This is a genomic window from Parafrankia irregularis, assembly GCF_001536285.1.
Taxonomy (GTDB): Bacteria; Actinomycetota; Actinomycetes; order Frankiales; family Frankiaceae; genus Parafrankia; species Parafrankia irregularis.
Window position 1 is genome coordinate 18,674 of record NZ_FAOZ01000005.1, and the last position, 19,067, is coordinate 37,740.

Sequence of the window (19,067 nt, forward strand, 5' to 3'; positions counted from 1 at the left end):
CGACGAGCTAGAGCTCGTCACGCCGCATAGAGGACCCGAGCCTCCGCGAGTACCCGGTCGCGGATGACCCACTTCAGCCGGGATTTGGGTACCAGGTCGACGTGCCGACCGACGATCTTTTCGAGCTCGTCCCGAAGATCGACGATCTCGAAGCCAAGCTTCGAGTCGGGCGCCAGTACATACAGCAGGTCGACGTCCGAGGAGTCGGTGTCGTCGCCACGAGCCACCGAGCCGAAGACGGAGAGCTCGGCGACCCCGTAGCGTCGGCACACCTCGGCGATCCGGCTGTCACGAAGGTCGACGGTCACATCGCCATTATCGCCTCCAGGCAGCCACGACCGCACGGCTCGGGCACCGCCTCGCGGGCTCTGGCGTGCTTTCGGCGGCACCAGCCGACAATCGAGTCCGGTGATCTTCAAGCGTCAAGGCGAATGTGGCGTAGCTGGACGGCGAGTTGATATCCACGTCGCAGGAGCCACCCTGACGTGTCGAGACCAAGCGTGAACCCGGCGTGGCTTGCGATGTCATCCGTCACGGCGGAGATCGACAGGGCGTCGGTGCGGAGATGGCGGGCGAACTCGGGGGCTCGCAGGACGTCGAGGGCGTGGTCGAGTTGGCGGGCGCTGTAACTGCGGGACGTTTCCCCGCGCCGGTGGATGCGTCGAATCATCGTCGCGCGGTCGGCAAGAAGCGTGACATGAACGACGCGGTGTCCGGCGAGGTGGGCCGAGGCCGTCAGCTCGACGAGCACGCCGGGGTCGAGGATGGTCATCGGCACGATCACCGGGTCCTCGGGCCCCCGGAGAGCAAGGTGGAGCATCTCGCTGACCGCCTGGCGCCACAGCGGCACGTCGCGGAAGTCCATGCGCCGGGGCTTCGGGAGCATCCGGCGCATTGCGAAGCCGAGGTGCTCAGGGTCGCTGACGAAGCTTCCAGGCAGTCTGCGGTGCAGGTTGTGGGCGACCTGGGTCTTCCCGACGGCGTTCGGACCGTTGATCCAGATGAGGGTCGCCACCGGCCGAAGAATAGTCAGGCCCAGACAGACCAACATCACCAACCATCAGCGAACAGCGTTCCGTCCAGGCCGGTAGAAACCCTTCTCCGCGGCGCGCAGAAGCGTGTCGGCGAGCGAGACCGGCAGGAGGACGCAGGCATCCAGCACGACCGTGTACGGGGGCATCAGGGCGCGGTCGTGCCGGCGGATCGCCGCCTGGCCGCCTTGAGCGCGGCCGCGTAGTCCTCGGGCCTGGCGTCGTAGAGGCCCGCCTCGCTGGCGTCCTCGGTCATCCGGTCCAGTGCGGCCCGGCGTTCGGCGCGGCGCCGCTCCTGATAGGCCAGCAGGTCGGTGAACAGGACACGGCGGTGGCGGCCGGGCTGGTCGAAGGGGATGTGACCCTCCTCGAGGAGCCGGACGAGGGTCGGGCGACTGATCCCGAGGAAGTCGGCCGCCTCCTGGGTGGTAAGCCGCCGGGTGTGCGGCACCAGCGTGATGATCTTTCCCTGGCGCATCGAGTTCACGACCTCGACCAGCAGCCGGTAGACCTCCTCCGGCAGCGGTACCTGCTCACCGTCCGGGCCGAGCAGCAGCGCGGGCTCGGCGTGGAGGTCCAGGAAGCGGGCCAGGTCGAGCAGCGCGCCCAGGTCGTGCGGCGGGAACGCCACACCCGCCTGTGCCGTCGTCGTCGCGCCCTTCACACCCGCCAGCATAACCCAAATCGAAAAAATCGAAACCGATCACTGCTGGTGGCGGTCGGCGGTCGGGTGCCCCTATGAGGTTCGTGGACATGACGAAGGCCAGCCAGGAGACGTTTGTGTGCACACCGGCGCACAAGGAGGGCTCCGTGGCCACGACGAAGGTGGGGATCCGTGAGTTCCGCGCTGGACTCGCGGACTACCTCGCCGCCGACCACCCGATCACGTAACGCGGCACGGCCGGACGGTGGGGGTCCTCATCCCGACAAGACCGACCTCACGGCTGAGATCGCCGCACTCAGGTCCGCAGCGGCGCGGCTCGATGAGAATGCTGGCACTTGACGAGACCGAGATCGATGAAGTCGTCGAGGACCACAAGGAAGCACGACGCGGAGAGCCGGTAATGGAGATCCAGCGGCGACGCCTGCCCGCCGGCACGCACCTCCCCCTTGATACAGATAACGGGGTGCCGGCTGCGACAGTCGCCGCGATCGAGCCCAGCCCTCGCCACCCAGATGCACACCGCGACGCCCTACAGTTGATGCAGTTGTTGCACTTGGATCAGATGGAGGGGTCGGCGTGACCGAGCTACTGCTGCTACGCGACGCCGAGGCCCTGCACCGCGCCCTGGCGACATCCGGTGGCGAGGTGCAGGTGGCGTTCTCGCGCGAGACAGCCGAGCTGGTCTCCCGCCTGCTCGACGCCCGGGCGAGAGGCGAGGAGCTCATCGCGACCCCCCGCGCCGCCGAGGTCACGCCGACGGAGGCAGCGGTGCTGCTGGGGATGTCACGCCCCCAGGTCCGCAAACTGATGGACCGCGGCCTGTTGCAGTTCCGCAAGGTCGGCACCCACCACCGTGTCCGGGTCTCATCGATCCGAGCGTTCCTGGAGAACGAGCGCCCACGCCGGCGCGACGCACTCACCGAACTGGCCGCCATACAGAACGACCTCGGCCTGACCGAATGACCGCCATCGGCGACGCCGACCTGATCCGCGTCGTCCTCGCGGACGCGAACGTGCTCTACTCCCGCGTCCTACGCGACTACCTTCTCTACGCCGCCGACCAGGAGATCATCACCGTCGCCTGGAGCCCTGCGATCCTCGCCGAGGCCGTCGAACACCTCAGACTGAACGTGGCCCACTTCGACCATGCCGCCGCCCAGCGCCTGGTGACAGCGATGAACCGCGCGTTCCCCTTCGCCGAGATCGAGCCCTCCGACGAGGATTTCCGTGCACTCGCCGACGTGTGGCTACCAGACGAAGACGACCGGCATGTCCTGGCCGCCGCCGTCGCCGCGGAGGCGACCGTGCTCTGCACCTGGAACGTCAAGGACTTCCCGGCCGACGCCGCGGCGGTCGCCGGAATCGAGATACTCACCCCCGACGAACTGTTCTGCCGCCTCGTGGCGGAGTACGAGACACAGATGATCGCCGCGCACCGAACGGCCGTCCGGCCCTGACCGGCGCGACCGACAGCTCGACAATCGCGGCCCTGCGCCGAGCCGGGGCTTCGACAACCGCCGATCGGCGCTGTCGCGTCCGGCCAGGGAGGCATTCAGACTGGCGGCCACCATGATCAGGTGATGCGTCGAGGTGTAGCCGCTCCGCCGGCGCCCGTGTCGGGGTTCACGGGCTTCCGGTTCCCGCCCGAGGTGATCGTCCTGGCGGTGCGGTGGTACCTGCGGTTCGCGTTGTCGTACCGGGATATCGAGGAGCTGCTCTCCGAACGCAGGCTCCAGGTTGATCACGTCATCGTCTACAGGTGGGTGCAGCGCTTCACGCCCTTGCTGGTTGAGGCGGCCCGGCTGTGTCGGCACCGGCCCGGTGCCAGGTGGTTTATCGATGAGACGTATGTCAAGGTCTCCGGCCGGTGGACCTATCTGTACCGGGCCGCTGAACAGCATGTCCTCGCCAGCGAACGACGCGACCAAGCCGCCGCCCGGCGATTCTTCGTTCGGGCGCTGGCCCAGGGGCGCCGGCCGGTCGAGGTCACGACCGACAAGGCGCCTGTCTACCCGAGGATCCTCGACGAGCTGCTCCCCGAGGCCTGTCATGTGGACGCTGCCCGGGAGAACAACCGTATTGAAGCCGACCACGGCCGGTTGAAAGCCCGACTCCGGCCGATGCGCGGCCTGAAACGGCTGCGTTCGGCCCAAACTGTCAGTGCCGGACATGCATTGGTGCAGAACATCCGCCGCGGCCACTACGAACTCGGGATCGACAGCAGCCCGCAGCTGACGCCACAGCAGTCTGACCGGCGGACGCCGCCCCGGCCCGCTGGCATGCCCAGCTTCCTCGGAACGCAACAGCGCCCCCGGAACAACCTCGCCTACTTGCAAGGGCAGGCGAGTGGCGTCCGGTAACGACGTTCATGCCCCCCCGAGCCGGGGTCGCTGTTGCGCGGCGGATCTCGCTGCTGATCGTGGCAGGGGCGCGGCCGAGCTGGCGGGCGACCTCCCGTAGCGAGTGCCCGGCGCGCCGCAGGTCCGCGATGCGGACCCGTCCGTCCTCGGACAGGAACCGGGACGACAGGGCCCGCGGCTGTTCGGTGATTGGCGGGTATGAGTAAGTCCGGTCGGCCTGGTCGGTGCTGGTGCGTCCGTAGCGCCACCGTGTCTCGGTCCTGCGGTTGATCCCGACTTCCCGGCACGCCGCCGAGTTGCTCACGCCCTGCGCCATCGGCAGATGGTAGTGATCACGCTTGGCTGCCTGCGGCTCAGGGCCTCGCTTGCGCCCGTTCGGTCGGGATCCGGTCATCGCAACACCTTTCGTGACTGGTGTTGCAACCACCGTTAGAACCCAAGTCGGTAGGTGGGGCCAGAAGAATCCCTTAGAACCATCTCACGGTCGTTTGCCGGCTATTTCCAGAAGATAGTCACGGTTGATCAGCTTCAGAAAGAACCAGAACTGTGGGTCGTCCGCGGCGAGGCGCCGGGCCTGCGCATCATAGTAGATAATCCTGGAAACCGTCGCGCTAGCTGCGAGCCTCTCGGATACTTTGGCAATAAATACCTGGTCCACCGCGCGGGCTTGTCCGGGGTGGTTCTTTTTATGATCGTCAAGGGAGACAACGCCCCGCGAATCATGTCCCAGCGCCAGCAGGAGGTCGACGCAGACCGACTCGTTCTCGCCGTCCAGCGTCACAAATTCCGCTACCGGCGCACTGAAAATCCGCTTGAGTTCGTCAAGAACCTCTCGTGCGGCCTGCTCGATGTTGGTCTTGATCCGCTGGGTGCTGCGCGCGGTCCTCTCGACTCCGTTGAGCGCAGCCAGCCACCAGCACAATCGCTGCGCGCCCACGAGGCTCCCCGACGCCATTTCGACGATTGCTTCGCGATCGTCGAACTCGATGTTCAGGGCCCGCTCGCCGAGGTCGATGAGTGCGCTCAGCTCACGGCGCGTGGCAGGCTTGGGCTCTAGAACATAGATCCTGGTAGCGATATCGTGGCTGATCCGTATGAGAGATTGCGCTGTTTCCGGGATGCCGGCGATCACTACCTTGGGCGCTATTTTATCGTTCCGCGGGGCGGCAACAGCACGCCGGTCGGCGAGTTTCTTTATGTAGCTGACCACACGCTTCTTGAGATCCTCGGGCAGCCAGTGAAAATCATCGATCACTACGACGCCGTCATGCCCGTCATCCACGATAGTCCGGATCTTCTCGACGTCTCTCGGTTCATTGGCGGTCAGCAGATCAACTTTGGTGAATCTTGTGCGGTCCTGCTCTATCGCGTGGTTGAGCAGCGTTGTTTTTCCGAGACCTGACGCCCCCTCAACGACGATACTGAGACCCGGCTGGCGTAGTTTCATCTTGAAGGGTATGAACAGTTTTTGCTGAACGAACGTAACGATTGGAACCTGCGAGTAGATGAAGACATCGCCGAGTTCAAATTCCGGCCTACTACTGTCGGGTACCGTCGTCGGAAAGCGGGGGGCGACCCCTTCCCGGGAAAACACCGGAGGTGCTGCGATGCCATCCGGGATGCCGTCGGAGGCGCCGGGAGGAAACTCCGGTGCGGTCTGGGGCCTCGCGCGTCCCTGGAGTGAGCCCCTGACTCCGGTGAGCAGCGCCACTCTGGCCTCGTCCCTGCCGAGATCGACCAGATCAATACTGACGATGCTGCGGAGGACGCCCGTCGCGTGGACATTCTCGACCCGAATCGGGATTAGCTTGCGCGCCATTCCTCGGGGGTCGCTCCGGAAGGCGGCCTGCCATTCGACCTGGCCGTACACCGACTCGAGGTAGGAAGACGACACCACTGCCAGGGTGCGTCGCGAGAGCGCCATGCCGCGATCCATTCCGGCAACCCAATTGGAACCGGGCACGAAATCCCATGCCTGCACGAGCAGGCTATAGCCTGCTTCCTCCAGCGTCCATGCAATCCACTCCGCCCACGGACGGTCGATTGCCGTGTAAGAGATGAAGAAGTCCCAGTTATCCTCGCCGTGCCGCGTCGGTGAATCGCCGGGTGGATCTCCGGAAGGTGTGGCACTCGTCGTGGGTTCGACACGCCGCCCGCCTGCTGCCAAAAGGAGGGAGTTGGCTGGGTACAGTCTGCGGGCCTCCTCGATGAGACGATCGGGTCCGTCTCGGATCACGCCGTGTTCTAGCAGCCTAGCGACGGTGTGCCAGAAAAGCTTCGGGGTCGAGTCACCCCAGTTTGGCTGCCGCGCGCGTGGGAATCCGACAATGTCGAGCAGCATCGCCGCCGACTGGGCGTCGCTGAAAAGCTCGGCCAGTGCGTCGATCTGTTCCCCGGTCAGCGCCCGTTCCACCGTATCCCCCGTCGCGTCGTCAGCGGCCGGTGATTGCCGCGCCGACGATGGTAGCCGTTGCTGTGCGATCCGCTAATCTTGGCCTGTGCACGGTAGTCTCGCCGTCTCGCCGATGGCTCACGCGGCAATGCCGTCCGAGCATTGTCCTGTGGGGTGTCAGAAGTCGGCCTGGGCCCGTGAGCTGGGATGATGCGACGGTACGGCAGCCGGCATGATGGTCAGCTATGTCCATCCGCCTGCTCTATCTGATCTTCGTTCGGGTGTTCGGCTGGTTGATGCTACTCGGTCGTTCGTCGGCCTCGAAGGACACCGAGTTGGTGGTGCCGCGGCATGAGGTCGCAGTGCTACGCCGTGCCCAGGGCGCTGTTGCATTGCGGGGAAGCTGGGCATGCCAGCGGCCCGGCCCGGCCCGGGTGACCGCCGGTCAGACAGCGGCGGCGAGTTCGGTGAACGCGGCTGCCAGCCGCAGGTGCGGATCGGTGTCGATGGCGAGTTCGTAGTGGCCTCGGCGGATGTTCTGGACCAGGGCGTGGCCGGCGCTGATCGTCTGGACGGACCGCAGCTGTTTCGGTCCGCGCATCGGCCCGATCCGTGCTTTCAACCGGCCGTGATCGGTTTCGATCCGGTTGTTCTCCCGTGCCGCGTCGACATGGCAGGCCCCAGGGAGTAGCTCGTCGAGGATCCTCGGGTAGACAGGCGCCTTGTCAGTAGGGACCTCGACCGGGCGGCGCCCGTGCGTCAGCGCCCGAACGAATAGCCGCCGGGCGGCGGCCTGGTCGCGACGTTCGCTGGCCAGGATGTCGATCCTGGCCGTACTGGTCAACGGCCCGGTACAGGTAGGTCCAGCGGCCGGCGACCTTGATGTAGGTGTTGAGTCGGCCTGGAGCGCGGTACTGACATTGCCGTCAGTCCGTTTCTCCAGACCGCTCGCCGAACCGGACGTGCCCGTTCCCGGGCATCCGGCTCTCCACGCCGCGGCGGATGTTCTGGACCAGTGCGTGGCCGGAGCTGATCGCTTGGACGGACCGCAGGCGTTTCAGGCCGCGCATAGGCCGGAGTCGGGCTTTGAGCCGGCCGTGATTGGCTTCGATCCGGTTGTTCTCCCGGGTCGCATCGACGTGACAGGCCTCGGGCACCAGGTCGTCAAGGACCCGCGGGTAGACCGGGGCCTTGTCGGTGGTGACCTCCACCGGCCGCCGGCCATGGGACAGCACCCGGACGAAGAACCGGCGGGCGGCGGCTTGGTCGCGGCGCGTGCTGGCGAGGACGTCCATGACCTGTCGGTGCTGGTCAACGGCCCGGTACAGTGCCCTCGGACACCACCAGGCCGCCCGGGAGCTGGATGAGGACACCCTGACCCGCCAGCGCCGGATCCTCGGCCCCGACCACTCCCACACCCTGACGACCACACGCCTCATCAGCTGGATCGACGAACAGTCCTCCCGCGGCTAGGGGTGTTGGTAAGAAACGTGTCACCAGGTGCAAACGCGGGTGATCTTCAATCGTGTCTACCGCCGACCCACCGTCGGCCGGGACCCCTCCCTCCCCCTCCGTCGGTAGTGGCTGCCAGCCTCAACTGTGGGCGCGTGTCGCTCCCGAGCTCGTGGTGGCCGCGTCGGATGTTCTGCACCAAGGCGTGTCCGGCACTGACGGTCTGGCCGGACCGCAGGCGTGTCAGCCCGCGCATCGGGCGGCGCCGTGCTTTGAGCCGGCCGTGGTCGGCTTCGATCCGGTTGTTCTCCCGGGCGGCGTCGACGTGGCAGGCCTCGGGGAGCAGCTCGTCGAGGAGCTCCTCCACATCGCGGTACGACAGGGCGACCCGCAGGTACCACCGCACCGACAGAACGATGATCTCCGGCGGGAACCGGAATCCCGCGAACTCCGACGCCAAAACCGGTAGGCGGGCACGACGTCGACGCGTCACTCGATCACGACCGATCGGCCGCCGCAGGACAGCGGAATCCGCCGCCGCAACAGCGCCCGTCGCGCGGACCGGCCGCCTTCCAGCTTCAAGCCTCACCGGAGACCACACTCCGTCACCACCGAAAGTGAGCCAGAGTCGAACTTGAAACAGTCCTCCGGCTAGGACCCGATATGCATGTGGGACGACCACAGGGAAGGGTGGTCCGGGTACTCATTACGAAGTCGCTTTGTTGCAGCGTGTACAGCTGCGGCCGGGGAAGCCGGCCTGGATCGGGTAAGTGCCGCGTAGATCTCGCCAGTAAGCCAGGCAGAAATGTTGTCACTAACGGGCCAGAGAGTGCCGATGACGTGTCGGTAGCCGGCGAGCTGAAACGCGGACGCGAGGTTGATAGCCTCGTCTGTAAGCCGGCCACTGGGGCGGGCCGTGGAGCACGCCGACAGATAGGCCAGCCCAGCGTGATCCAGACGTAGTCGCGCCACATCGGCTACGGTAAACGGCCTTTGCTCGTGATCTTGGAAAAGTAGGTGGCTGTCGGACGGGCGATCCAGGTAGCTGGCACCGTGACAGGCAAAATGCACCCACTCCGTTCCGGGGAGCAAGTCGCATATCTTCTTGAAGGTCACCTCCGGCCCTTGGCGGACTAGCACCCTTCCGGAAAATCTGTCCGCCAGCGCTGCCACTTCTCGAGCTACTCCAGGCAGCGGTGAAGCGCCGGGTGTCGTCGGCATCGCCGCAACCAGGACTCGGTGACGAGGGCCATCGAAAGTATTTTCGACGGCGCGATCACGGCGAGCGTAGATCAGGGTTCGCAGTGTCGGTGTGTACGAGGAGACAGTTCTGTCCATCACGGTCAATGGGGTGGCATCAGACCGCGTGCCGTGATATCCAGCCGCATGGACTGGCAGGAAAGATAGGAAGCCTGATAGGCACCACCAAACTCGGCTATCGTCTCCGAGTAGATCGCGACTTTCAAGAAGTTCGACTATAGGTCCAGCGAGGCTGTCCCACATCCATTGAAGAGTTCGAGCGATCCGGTTCTCGGCGGCTACCTTCTCCTTGAGAGAAGCCTTCCCTGATCTTATCACCTCCAGCGCCCCAACAAAGGGCGAAACATGGCTAAACACGATATCAGGGGTCATTTCGGCCAGCTCGACCGTATCCTCAACCCCGCCAGTCGTGACGATCAGCGCGTACGACTTAAACTCGGATACTGTGACCACTACGACCGGCCCGCCGTGAGCGGCGGCCGCTAGTTCAGCGATCCCAGGAGACGCCAGGAAGGCGCCAAAGCCATCACATCGCCGAATCCGGGTTATCAGTCGATCAAGATCGGCTCTTTGCGCGCGACGACGTCGGCCAACCGCCTCTCGGCTCTCCGACATCTTCCCGCTACCTTCCGACAGCCGATCGCCGGCTCCGCTGCCGGCTGGAAAGTCCAGAAGATCTCGCAATTCGACATACCGCCTTGCAAGATCAGGATGAGTTCTGTCGAGGGACGTCAGCTCCATCCTGTCGTCCAGCGCATGACCTAGAAGAACCCCTCTGCCTTGCTCAAAAAGCTCGACCGCGCGGCCGGGTTGATTGGCACGCACAGCACACGCCGCAGCGTCCACCCCAATGCTAGCAATAACTTCCAGAAGACTCTCCTGATCAACGCGCCCCAGGTCCCTGGGCACCAACTCTCCCAGCAGTCCGATCGCGGACTCATAGGCTCGCACCGCCTCATCCCACATCTCCCTCTTGGCGGCAGATGTGCCCCATCTCATCGCTGCTCGTACCCTTAGCCGGGTCGTCGCGGTCGTCGAATGAGTGCCCTCTCGGCCTGCGACGATGGCCGCGTCCAAGTCATCAAATGACCCAATGGCATCGAACCGATCTTGGAGGGCGAGAGCGAGATTCGACAGACACAAGGTCCGGTCCGGGTGATCGGCGGGGGCGGCGGTCACGGCCTCCCGAAGAAGGTGGATGGCCCCATTGATATCCGCGATAGATTTGAAGCGTTTGAACCTAACCAACAGGTCGGAGCCGAGATTAGCCAGATATTTTCCCCGGTTGGGATCGTCGACGCGGACAGCCGCTACCGCGTCCCGGCCCACGGCGATAGATTCTTCTAGGTCTTCGGCAGACCCGTCATTCTGGAATCGAAGACGCAGGGCGACTTCAAAGTTCACCAGAATTGCGCGGCGGTTCGGGTGGTCGGTGGGAATGTCCGCCACTGCCTGCCGGCCTACAGTGACTGCTTCCTCCAAGTCGCCGATCGATTTTTCCCGCATGAAGCGAAGCTGCAAGGCGACGCTGAGATTGGACAGACGCATCGCCCGGTCAGAATGGTGAGCGGAGGTGGCCGCCACTGCCTCCCTGCACGCGATCACCGCCTCCTCGAGGTCTTCGATCGACCCTCGGCGCTCGAACCTGACCCTCAGCGCGAGAGCGAGGTTTGACAGGTACATCGCCGAATCCAGGCTAGCGGACACGGCAGCAGTCGCGGCCTTCCGGAGAATAACGATGGAGTTATCGAGATCAACTAGAGACCCAGTACGCACGTACCTGCTCTCCATGGCGAGGCCAAGGTTCATCAGATACATCGTTCTGTCGGGATGACCGACCGGAACTGCCTTCACCGCGTCTCGGCTAACGACAATCGCTTCTTCCAGGTCCTGGATCGAGCCCTCCTGGTCGAAGTGAAGTTGCAAGGCAACGCCGAGATGTGAGAGAAAACTTGCCCGGTCAGGGTGGTCCTCAGAGGCCGCAGCCGCTACCTCACGGCAAATCCCCACCGTTTCTTCCAGATCATTTGAAGAACCGGTACGTTCAAAACGAGCCTGTAGGGCGAGGCCCAGGTCCGCCGAGTATCTCAGCCACTCGGGGTTGTCGGCAGGAATGGCCGCCTCCGCATCTCGGAAGGCGCTGACCGCTCCGTCCAGATCCTCGACCGACCCGGTACGCCTATATTGGGACCGCAGGGCAAAGCCTAGATTGGACAAGAACTCCGCGCGGAGAGGGTGATCGAGGGAGGCGGTCGCCACGGCGTCGCGAGAGGCGCCGATGGCCTCGTCGAGGTCTTTGGCCGACTTGGCCACCTCGTACCGCTTCTGCAGGGAGATACCTAGGTTCGACAGCCGTCCGGCGCGCTCGTGATCGTCAAGGGAAGTAGCCGTCACAGCATCGCGACGGACGGCGATGGTTTCGTCCAGGTCTTTCATTGACTTCGCCATGTCATACCGCGCCCACAGGGCTATTCCCAGGTCCGACAACCGTCTGGCACGATTATGATCGTCGAGGGAGGTAGCCGTGACGGCGTCGCGCCCGACAGTGATGGCCTCATCGAGGTCCTCGGCCCACCAACCTAACTCAGCCGACCAAGCCAACTCAAACAGGCTCTGCAGGGCGAGGCCGAGAACTGACAATCTCCTGGCGCGTTCCGCATGACCGGACGGGGTGGCGGCAACCGACCTTCTCAGCCAGTCAGCGGCAATACCGGCGAGGGCGATTCCTCTGGAGTTCACCGACTGCTGAAAAGCGGCAAACCCTTGTATGTAGTACCGCTCTCCTTCATCTGAGCCGCCGTTTCCAAGCCCGTCCATTAGGTTACCAATTCGGGTCGGCACGGCCTCCGGTCGAACCCGGTAGACCTCTTCAAATAAGATGACCGCGAGCCGTAAATCATTCTGATCATCGCCGGCATCGAGGGATAGATACCGAAACCAGTGAAGCCATCCGGCCAAACTCAGCACTTCAAGATCTGGGCCGGGCCGCGCAGCCACCGCCAGCAGGGAACTGACCTCATCCAGAGCAGCTGGATCCAGCACGAGATCCACGTTCCGGTCGGCGGTGAACTTCGCGATGCGCGCCCCAACTTGCGCCAACAGTTGCTCTCGCATTTCAACCTCCACGTGCTGGTGCTGTTCGACTTGAAAGATGAAGGTATTCTGCTCCGGAAAACACCGACAGGGCCGAGATGTGCGGACGCATGCTAGATCACGGACTAGTCAGCCAGCTAAGGATCACGGACGCGGTCAGGCCGACATGCCAACCATTATCAGGTTGGATCTTATCGGAAACGGCCCGATACGGTCCTTGTCAGACAATTTTTCTAGTTAGCGCGGAGCGACGCACAGCTAGTGCTCCTTCTCACCACCAGCAGCGACCTCGCCTGAGCCTGTGGATCCGAGCAGCAGGCATTCCGGCGCCACCCCGCCTTTCGCTCTCGTCGGCGCGAAGAAAGTGAGTCCAATGACAACCGTGGCAAATCCCAGGCTGATCACCGTGAGCACCACGGCGGTTCGAAGCCGAGCTGCCGCCGCGTCGCAAACCTCGCGGTCCCATTTGCGCAGACGTTCGTCGAGATCGGTCAAGGACCCTACTGGTTGTGGACCTGAACTCCATCCGTAGGCAGCAAGCATGGCGAAGATTCCGCCGGTGATCGAGGCCACCAGGGATGCCAATATCCCTGTGCCGATCGACCACCGCGCCCAGGTCGGCAGGTCTGCCACCGAATCCGTACCCTTGATGATGACGGCCGCCGCCAACAGAGCAATGAGCCCAGCCAGTCCATCCCTCCACCGCGCGGCAAGCGCCTGAATTCTAGCCAGTTCGGTTTCACGCATCTTCTCGACACGGTCGGCCGCGTCGAGATCAGCCGGCGACGGTGCGGCTCCGCCAACAATGTCCGGGGTCACAGAATAAGATCCACTTGCCAGGATCTGCCACAACCGACCTCGCCGTCGGCATGCTTGGTCTTACATACGCATCGGATGGGGATCTCGACCCGATCGGAAGGCGTCGTCGTCCGCTGTTCGGAGCTCCGCAGTTGGTCGCCGCGATATACGTCGTCTGGCCAGGTTCGGTCGACAGGATGTCCGCAGCCGGGGCAGGGGCCGGCGACATACCATCCCGGCGGGTCATCGCGACGTTTGAAACTCCAACCAGCGAGGTTGGGACGGTCGATGATCTCCATCTCCCATGGTATGTCCATACGATGCTCCCCTGAAGGGGGGCGCCGGTCGGACCGTCAAGCGCATCGGTGGCACCAGACGATCGGCGCGCCCCGATCGTTTTCCTAGTGCTCTCAGGGGACTGCAACATACTCGATGGCGCAACTAGGGTGCGCTTTCTGCGCACAATGCCCGGTATGACTAGAACGCGAGCAGGAGTGATTGTTCGGGCGTTGTCGCTTAACCTCTAACTTGTCGTTTAACTTGCCTGTTTCGCCTGCTGTGTTGGGGTGAGCCGTCCTTGATCTTGCCGGCGGGCTGGGTGGCGGCGTGTCGTTGGTTCGTGCTGCCGGCAGGGTGGCCGGGTCCGGGGCGGCTGAGTTTCGGTGCACTGGCCGGCTGGGAGGTCTTCGGACGGAGGTGACGGAACCCGCCGCGGACTGAAGTTGACCCGTGGTTCGGCCGGGGACTCGCGCGCCACGACCGGAGTCGAACCCGCAGGTCAGGACACCGTTGATGTAACGATCAGGTAAAAACATCGCAAATCCTGACATGAAAACCGCCAAACGCCCAGGCCAGGCGGCATGCGCCGCCCACCCAAGGGTCGGCTGGTGGGGCGGGTGGGGCTCGAACCCACGACCGACGGATTACTATTGATCATCTATTGATATACGTCGTGGGCCCTCAAAACCTGTTGCCACTAGGGAAACTTGCTCCCGAGCACGAGTCGGCGACCATCATCATCTAGCAAGATTTTTCTTGATTTCCGTGGGGTTTCCGTGGGGACCACGCTACCGTCAGAGACATCGGCGAAGCGCCCAGAACGGACGGCGGTGACCTCGTGGCCAGGCCCTCACTGAACCTCGGGACCTACGGCAACCTCTACACGGCGAAGTACGGCGACGGCTACCGCGCACGTGCCCGGTACCGCGACTTCGACGGGCGCACACGGCTCGTCGAACGCCACGCCAAGACCAAGGGCGCGGCCGAGCAAGCCCTACGCACGGCCCTACGGGACCGCGCCCGTGTCGACGTCGGCACCGGCGCCATCTCCGCCGAAGCGAAGGTCGCCGTTCTCGCCGAGGCCTGGTACGAGTCCGTCCAGCGCCAGGACCGCTCCCCCAACACCACCGCCGCCTACCGGACACGACTCGACAAGTCCGTGATCCCTGGCCTCGGTGAGCTACGCATCCGGGAGCTGACGGTCGGCGTCGTCGACCGCTTCCTGTCCATCATCACCGAGAAGCACGGACCGGCCGCCGCCAAGCAGACCCGCGCCGTCCTCTCTGGCATGTGCGGTCTCGCGGCCCGTCACGACGCCCTTGACCGCAACGTCGTACGCGACGCCGGGCCGATCGCCGAGGCCACCCCCAAGGAACAGCCGCGGGCCCTCACCCTCGACCAGCTCCGAGAGCTGCGCGTCTCACTCCGGAACGACCCGAAGGCCGTCGGGCGCGACATCCCCGAGTTCGTCGACCTCCTCATGAGCACCGGCGTCCGCATCGGCGAAGCCGCCGGTCTGACGTGGGGTGCCGTGAACCTCGACGAGGGCTGGATCGAGATCCGCTCGACCGTCGTACGGATCAAGGGCCAAGGCCTGTTCAACAAGCCGAAGCCCAAGACAAAGGCCGGTCATCGCCGCCTGCAACTCCCGTCCTGGATGATCCGGACCCTGAAGCAGCGTTTCGACAACCAGCCGGACGACGTGACAATCTTCCCCGCTCAGCTCGGCGGACTACGCGACCCGTCGAACACGCAAGCCGACCTACGCGACGCCTTCAAGGCCGTCGGTATGGAGTGGGCGACCTCCCACATCGTCGGCCGCAAGTCCGTCGCCTCAGCAATGGACAACGCTGGCCTTACAGCCCGTGCCGCCGCCGATCAACTCGGCCACCGCCAAGTCAGCCTCACCCAAGACCGCTACTTCGGGCGCAAGGTAGCAGAGACCGGGGCCGCATCAGTACTTGAAGAACTAGATTTCTAGTATCACCTTCGAAATAGAACGCACCGCTCTAGTCGTTCCCATAGTCCGGCTCAAAGTTGTTCATATAACGCTCGTCAATACTTTCCGACTTGAATACCACATATCTGTATTCGATGCCAGCGCAACGCACTTCCGCCGTACTCGACAGCTCCAACTCGCAGACTGGACAGATCAACCGATCAACATCGTAAGTAATATCCCAGTATATCTCTTCCCCGGAGATTCTCTCATTCGAAATTCGAACTTCCCGCATTGGTGCCGGAATAATATTCCGACACCCCGGACATTCAATCGTGCGGAATACTCGATCGCCGTCTACCGACACCGGACTGAAGATGGTCCGACGTACCCCAGGATCCCAGAATCGGCGTATCGGCGGAGGAACGACTCCTTCAGCGCGGCGACTTGCTTCTTCCGAAGATAGGCCTTCAAATCTGCGAACAGCATCGGCAACACGCCGACGAACCTCATTCTCTAGCTTTTTATCCTGCGCCGCAACTAGCATCCTACCGGTTGTGACGATACTCTCGCCAACCATCTCTATCGGATCAGTTTCGAGATAGCGACATAGGACTTCAACCACCCTCGTGAACTGAGGAATCCATAGCTCCTCGTTGACATCGAACGGCGACTCACTGGAATGCATCTGTTCATTTCTCATTCCAGAGAGAAACTCTGCGTCTTTTTCCACATCCTTGAACTCCGGGATTATCGCACAGAGCCTACCAATCACAGTCTTTATCGGTATCGACTTCGGCTTTCCCGCATCCATAGGATACCCGGCGGCAGCCATTATAGAGGACCCACTAGGCTCTGCCAGTAGTACCGGATGCACCTTTGCGAGCGGAGCGCGTAGCAAAAACTCTAGCCCCAGAATGAGCCAGTGAGCTAGAAGCTCGGGGGATTCTTCAAAATCACTGTGATCTTGTGCGCGACTGAAGTAAAGACGAGACTTTCCTAAAAATCCGTCATAGCTCCACATCACAAACTCCACACGTAGGTTCGCTCAATTTCTCGAATCGCACATAGAGGCACACTTGGCCTTCTATGAAGCAACTTTTGATTGTCAAATACCAAAAGTTTTCCAGGTTCCCAGTGAATGACTGCAGTTGGGGGCAGACTGTCAATTTCTTCTACCGCCACACCGACCTTCGGGGAACCTATTCTAGGATCCCATCTAAGACGCCAAGAAGAGCTACAGGGCACCGCAGCAGGGAGGTACCGCGCCCTGCCTGACCGGTACGTTACTCGAAGAACCGTCCTCCGTAGTTGCGAAAGAACAGACTCGTCCGGAGAAAGCAACTCTGTAGAGGTTGCATGAGAGAAGTTCAGCCCCCGCATCAGCACCCAACGGGGCGGAGTGTCAGATATTGCGCCGTCTGTGTGCCAGGGGAAAGCCCCTCTCCCATACGTGCCAGACAGACTCCAAGAATCGGCCTCGGACTCTCGGCTCGGCCGAAGCACCTTGGGCGCCCCCGGTTTCCCTAGTAGGCGAGCAACTAAAACAGCATCTGCATCCTCTAGGAAGACGTAACCCTGATTCCGGCGGATTGCGGCCGCAACATCCACCGACAGATCCTAGCTTCGAACTTGCTACAGTGCGGTAGCGTCGTCGACGAGTTTAAGGTATTGGTATCTTGGCTGGGCGAGATTCCATGTACAAAAGTAGGTACGGATTCTCCTCCTTCTGGAAGATCGCCGCGAGGAGTTTTTGCCGGCTAACCTGACCGGCCTCGTGTATTGCAACAATAATCGCTCGCGCGACTCTCCGGTCTGGCTCCGAACTGTAAAGCCCTAGTAGTGTGTCACCGTCACTAAGATCGCAGTGCTTACCCACAAGTCGCGCAGCAAATTCCCTAACATAGCCCTGGCGATCTAGATCCGAGAGAATCTCCAGGGACAGCGTCCTTATGCGTTTTGAGCGGCGAGTGGACTTACGTAGGAATGTTAGCAAGATCTGAGATTCTGCGTAATCGTCGTGTTTGAGGCCTCCTTCTTCGATCGTTGCGATGAGTCGATCCTCGATATCGGATCCGTAGAACGCTCGAAGATAGGTGAGAAAATGCCCTACCATATGCGGCGAGTTCACAAGTTGGTCGAGCACCGAGGCAACCGCATAGTCACTATTAAGAGTCTTTAGACGCGTCAGAGAGTATCTTGTATCCCTATCATTCTTGTGCTTTATCGAGTCATCGAAGATCGCCTCTAGCTTCTCTCCGACCCTCGGATCACCCGTGGCGATACCATAATTAATTGCATCTTTCTCCGCGCCCTCGAGCTCTGACTCCACATCCGCCCAGTTGACGACCTTTGATTTCTGCGGAGCGAGCGCCATCCCCATGGAACTAAGGAGCCTTGCTACGTCACGCACTACCTGACGTAGGCCATCCAACGAATCTCCTAGGAGAGTAATATCGTCCGAGAAGCGCCAGTATTCGACTCCTCGTTGCGTCAAATACGAGTCGATCGGCAAAAGGTAGACGTTAGCGATGATGCCTGATGCGGGCGGCCCTTGCGGTATTCCGCGGACTCCATTGAGAGCCGAAAAATATTCGAGAAAGCTCGAAAGGTTGGCCAGTACCCACGGTTCGTCGATCGATGCTCTCAGTCTCGACACGAGCACCTTGATTTGAATGCTTTCAAAGAAACTAGAGACATCGATCCTACCCAGAGAGTACGCCGGATTCTTTCTATGACTCTGATATATCTCGCGGCGCATCTCTAGCCAGGCGCTGACTGGTCGGCGAATCTGACTTCGCTCAATATCCCATCGATCGCTGCACACGTTCTTGGAAAGCGACTTCTCTATCTTGGGCGCAAGATAGTAGATGAGCGATTCGTAAACAACTTGATCGAGTGGATTCATTCGCGCGATTGGTCGAAAATGAAGCTCGGATTTAGGGAAGTTGATAATCTGCGCAGGACTTGGCGAGTATCCGCGACCAAGTCTTTCAAGGAGATCCTCCCTGACCTGCAGCCAACTGTGGCGGTAGTCAGCGAGTTTTATGACGTCCGGAACTTCCTGCTTGAAGTGAGCCCCGTACGATCTCTCCCAAGTCCTATCCATGATTTCCCCGAAGTCGGCCGGCATCGCCAGACCCTCGATCCTAGGAAACTCGGCAGGGAAAGTCGGCTCTTCCCTTCCGTTCTTCTCTCTTGGACCCGCTGCGGTGTGTGCCTTAGTGACGCCAGGGAAGGTTGGTTCCGAATCTGGCTTCGCCCGAATCCCAGCTACCGCCGATTCAATGCGGCGCACAGCATCCAGTCTACTGATTCCGAATAGATCCACAGAAAGAATCCGGGCGAGATGGCCGTCCGGCTTACAATCTTCGATCCGAAACAGAAGAAGACGCCTTTGCCTGCCAGTACGATCGGCATCGAATGCAGCCTGCCATTCGTGCGATACGGCATCAGAGGCGAGATATCTGTTCGACAATACGGCGATCATTCGTGCCGATGATCGAATAGCGCGATCGGCCTCGTGAACTGAGTGCGCGCCAGGAACGATGTCCCATTTACGTATATGAGCGTTCCAACCAGCGTCTTCAAGCGTCCAGGCAATCCATTCGGCCCATGCCTGATCTCCTTGCTCATAGGAGACATAGAAGTCGGGAGCGCGGTCCTCCCCCCCAGCGGACACACTGGCAGCATCTCACAACGTGTCGACAAGATCTGATTCGCCCCACGATCGACGGTGCTGCTGCGAGCGGACAGGCCACGCGATCAAGGCTGACTTTTGGCATGCCGGCCCGCACGG

General features: G+C 62.1%; 16 protein-coding genes and 3 pseudogenes. 7 read left to right on the top strand and 12 right to left on the bottom strand.

The window, feature by feature from the left end:
• Positions 1–17: 17 nt before the first annotated feature.
• The 3 genes from AWX74_RS09285 to AWX74_RS09300 all read right to left on the bottom strand — a co-directional run bounded on the left by AWX74_RS09285 (position 18) and on the right by AWX74_RS09300 (position 1,707).
• Positions 18–308 carry a nucleotidyltransferase family protein gene (locus AWX74_RS09285; RefSeq protein ID WP_035912985.1) on the bottom strand — a complete coding sequence of 97 codons (291 nt, stop codon included), beginning with the start codon at positions 306–308 and terminating at the stop codon, positions 18–20.
• A gap of 107 nt (positions 309–415) precedes the next feature.
• Positions 416–1,051 carry an ATP-binding protein gene (locus tag AWX74_RS09290; RefSeq protein ID WP_091274594.1) on the bottom strand — a complete coding sequence of 212 codons (636 nt, stop codon included), beginning with the start codon at positions 1,049–1,051 and terminating at the stop codon, positions 416–418.
• Between the two features lie 128 nt (positions 1,052–1,179).
• Positions 1,180–1,707 carry a helix-turn-helix domain-containing protein gene (locus tag AWX74_RS09300; RefSeq protein WP_091273817.1) on the bottom strand — a complete coding sequence of 176 codons (528 nt, stop codon included), beginning with the start codon at positions 1,705–1,707 and terminating at the stop codon, positions 1,180–1,182.
• 77 nt (positions 1,708–1,784) lie between these two features.
• Between AWX74_RS09300 and AWX74_RS39910 the strand changes: the two genes are divergently transcribed.
• The 5 genes and pseudogenes from AWX74_RS39910 to AWX74_RS09320 all read left to right on the top strand — a co-directional run.
• Positions 1,785–1,922: a hypothetical protein gene (locus tag AWX74_RS39910; protein ID WP_165615542.1), complete on the top strand. Its 138-nt coding sequence runs from the start codon at positions 1,785–1,787 to the stop codon at positions 1,920–1,922.
• Positions 1,923–2,020: 98 nt separating this feature from the next.
• Positions 2,021–2,275, top strand: a complete 255-nt coding sequence (locus AWX74_RS39915) for a hypothetical protein (RefSeq protein WP_091273819.1) — start codon at positions 2,021–2,023, stop codon at positions 2,273–2,275.
• Positions 2,272–2,658 carry a helix-turn-helix domain-containing protein gene (locus AWX74_RS09310; protein WP_091273821.1) on the top strand — a complete coding sequence of 129 codons (387 nt, stop codon included), beginning with the start codon at positions 2,272–2,274 and terminating at the stop codon, positions 2,656–2,658. The genes AWX74_RS39915 and AWX74_RS09310 overlap by 4 nt, the downstream gene beginning before the upstream one ends.
• The gene (locus AWX74_RS09315) at positions 2,655–3,152 is read left to right on the top strand and encodes a PIN domain-containing protein (RefSeq protein WP_091273823.1); all 498 of its coding nucleotides are present in this window, start codon (positions 2,655–2,657) and stop codon (positions 3,150–3,152) included. The genes AWX74_RS09310 and AWX74_RS09315 overlap by 4 nt, the downstream gene beginning before the upstream one ends.
• A gap of 156 nt (positions 3,153–3,308) precedes the next feature.
• Positions 3,309–3,929, top strand: a pseudogene (locus tag AWX74_RS09320) (IS6 family transposase); the annotation flags it as partial.
• Here the strand turns inward: AWX74_RS09320 and AWX74_RS42830 are convergent.
• From AWX74_RS42830 to AWX74_RS09345, 4 genes and pseudogenes are all read right to left on the bottom strand, one after another.
• Complete coding sequence (locus tag AWX74_RS42830) at positions 3,853–4,449, bottom strand: helix-turn-helix domain-containing protein (RefSeq protein WP_091273825.1); 597 nt, start codon at positions 4,447–4,449, stop codon at positions 3,853–3,855. The pseudogene AWX74_RS09320 and the gene AWX74_RS42830 sit on opposite strands and share 77 nt — an antisense overlap.
• A gap of 84 nt (positions 4,450–4,533) precedes the next feature.
• Complete coding sequence (locus AWX74_RS09330; RefSeq protein ID WP_091273827.1) at positions 4,534–6,468, bottom strand: TIR domain-containing protein; 1,935 nt, start codon at positions 6,466–6,468, stop codon at positions 4,534–4,536.
• Between the two features lie 424 nt (positions 6,469–6,892).
• Positions 6,893–7,337: pseudogene (locus tag AWX74_RS09340) on the bottom strand (DDE-type integrase/transposase/recombinase); the annotation flags it as partial.
• Between the two features lie 102 nt (positions 7,338–7,439).
• A pseudogene (locus AWX74_RS09345) lies at positions 7,440–7,775 on the bottom strand (DDE-type integrase/transposase/recombinase); the annotation flags it as partial.
• Between AWX74_RS09345 and AWX74_RS09350 the strand changes: the two are divergent.
• Positions 7,741–7,920 carry a tetratricopeptide repeat protein gene (locus AWX74_RS09350; protein WP_091273829.1) on the top strand — a complete coding sequence of 60 codons (180 nt, stop codon included), beginning with the start codon at positions 7,741–7,743 and terminating at the stop codon, positions 7,918–7,920. The pseudogene AWX74_RS09345 and the gene AWX74_RS09350 overlap by 35 nt on opposite strands.
• Positions 7,921–7,966: 46 nt before the next feature.
• Here the strand turns inward: AWX74_RS09350 and AWX74_RS09355 are convergent, their stop codons facing one another.
• From AWX74_RS09355 to AWX74_RS39455, 3 genes are all read right to left on the bottom strand, one after another.
• The gene (locus AWX74_RS09355) at positions 7,967–8,359 is read right to left on the bottom strand and encodes a DDE-type integrase/transposase/recombinase (RefSeq protein ID WP_193209834.1); all 393 of its coding nucleotides are present in this window, start codon (positions 8,357–8,359) and stop codon (positions 7,967–7,969) included.
• 191 nt (positions 8,360–8,550) lie between these two features.
• Positions 8,551–12,273, bottom strand: coding sequence for a CHAT domain-containing tetratricopeptide repeat protein (locus tag AWX74_RS09360; protein WP_091273833.1), 3,723 nt, complete (start codon positions 12,271–12,273; stop codon positions 8,551–8,553).
• Between the two features lie 237 nt (positions 12,274–12,510).
• Positions 12,511–13,071, bottom strand: a complete 561-nt coding sequence (locus AWX74_RS39455; protein ID WP_131799436.1) for a hypothetical protein — start codon at positions 13,069–13,071, stop codon at positions 12,511–12,513.
• A gap of 1,096 nt (positions 13,072–14,167) precedes the next feature.
• Here AWX74_RS39455 and AWX74_RS09365 point away from each other — a divergent pair.
• Positions 14,168–15,310: a site-specific integrase gene (locus AWX74_RS09365; RefSeq protein WP_091273835.1), complete on the top strand. Its 1,143-nt coding sequence runs from the start codon at positions 14,168–14,170 to the stop codon at positions 15,308–15,310.
• Between the two features lie 28 nt (positions 15,311–15,338).
• Here the strand turns inward: AWX74_RS09365 and AWX74_RS39460 are convergent, their stop codons facing one another.
• Both AWX74_RS39460 and AWX74_RS09370 read right to left on the bottom strand, forming a co-directional pair.
• Positions 15,339–16,292, bottom strand: a complete 954-nt coding sequence (locus AWX74_RS39460) for a hypothetical protein (RefSeq protein ID WP_131799437.1) — start codon at positions 16,290–16,292, stop codon at positions 15,339–15,341.
• Between the two features lie 639 nt (positions 16,293–16,931).
• Positions 16,932–18,950, bottom strand: coding sequence for a TIR domain-containing protein (locus AWX74_RS09370; RefSeq protein WP_091273837.1), 2,019 nt, complete (start codon positions 18,948–18,950; stop codon positions 16,932–16,934).
• Between the last annotated feature and the right edge of the window lie 117 nt (positions 18,951–19,067).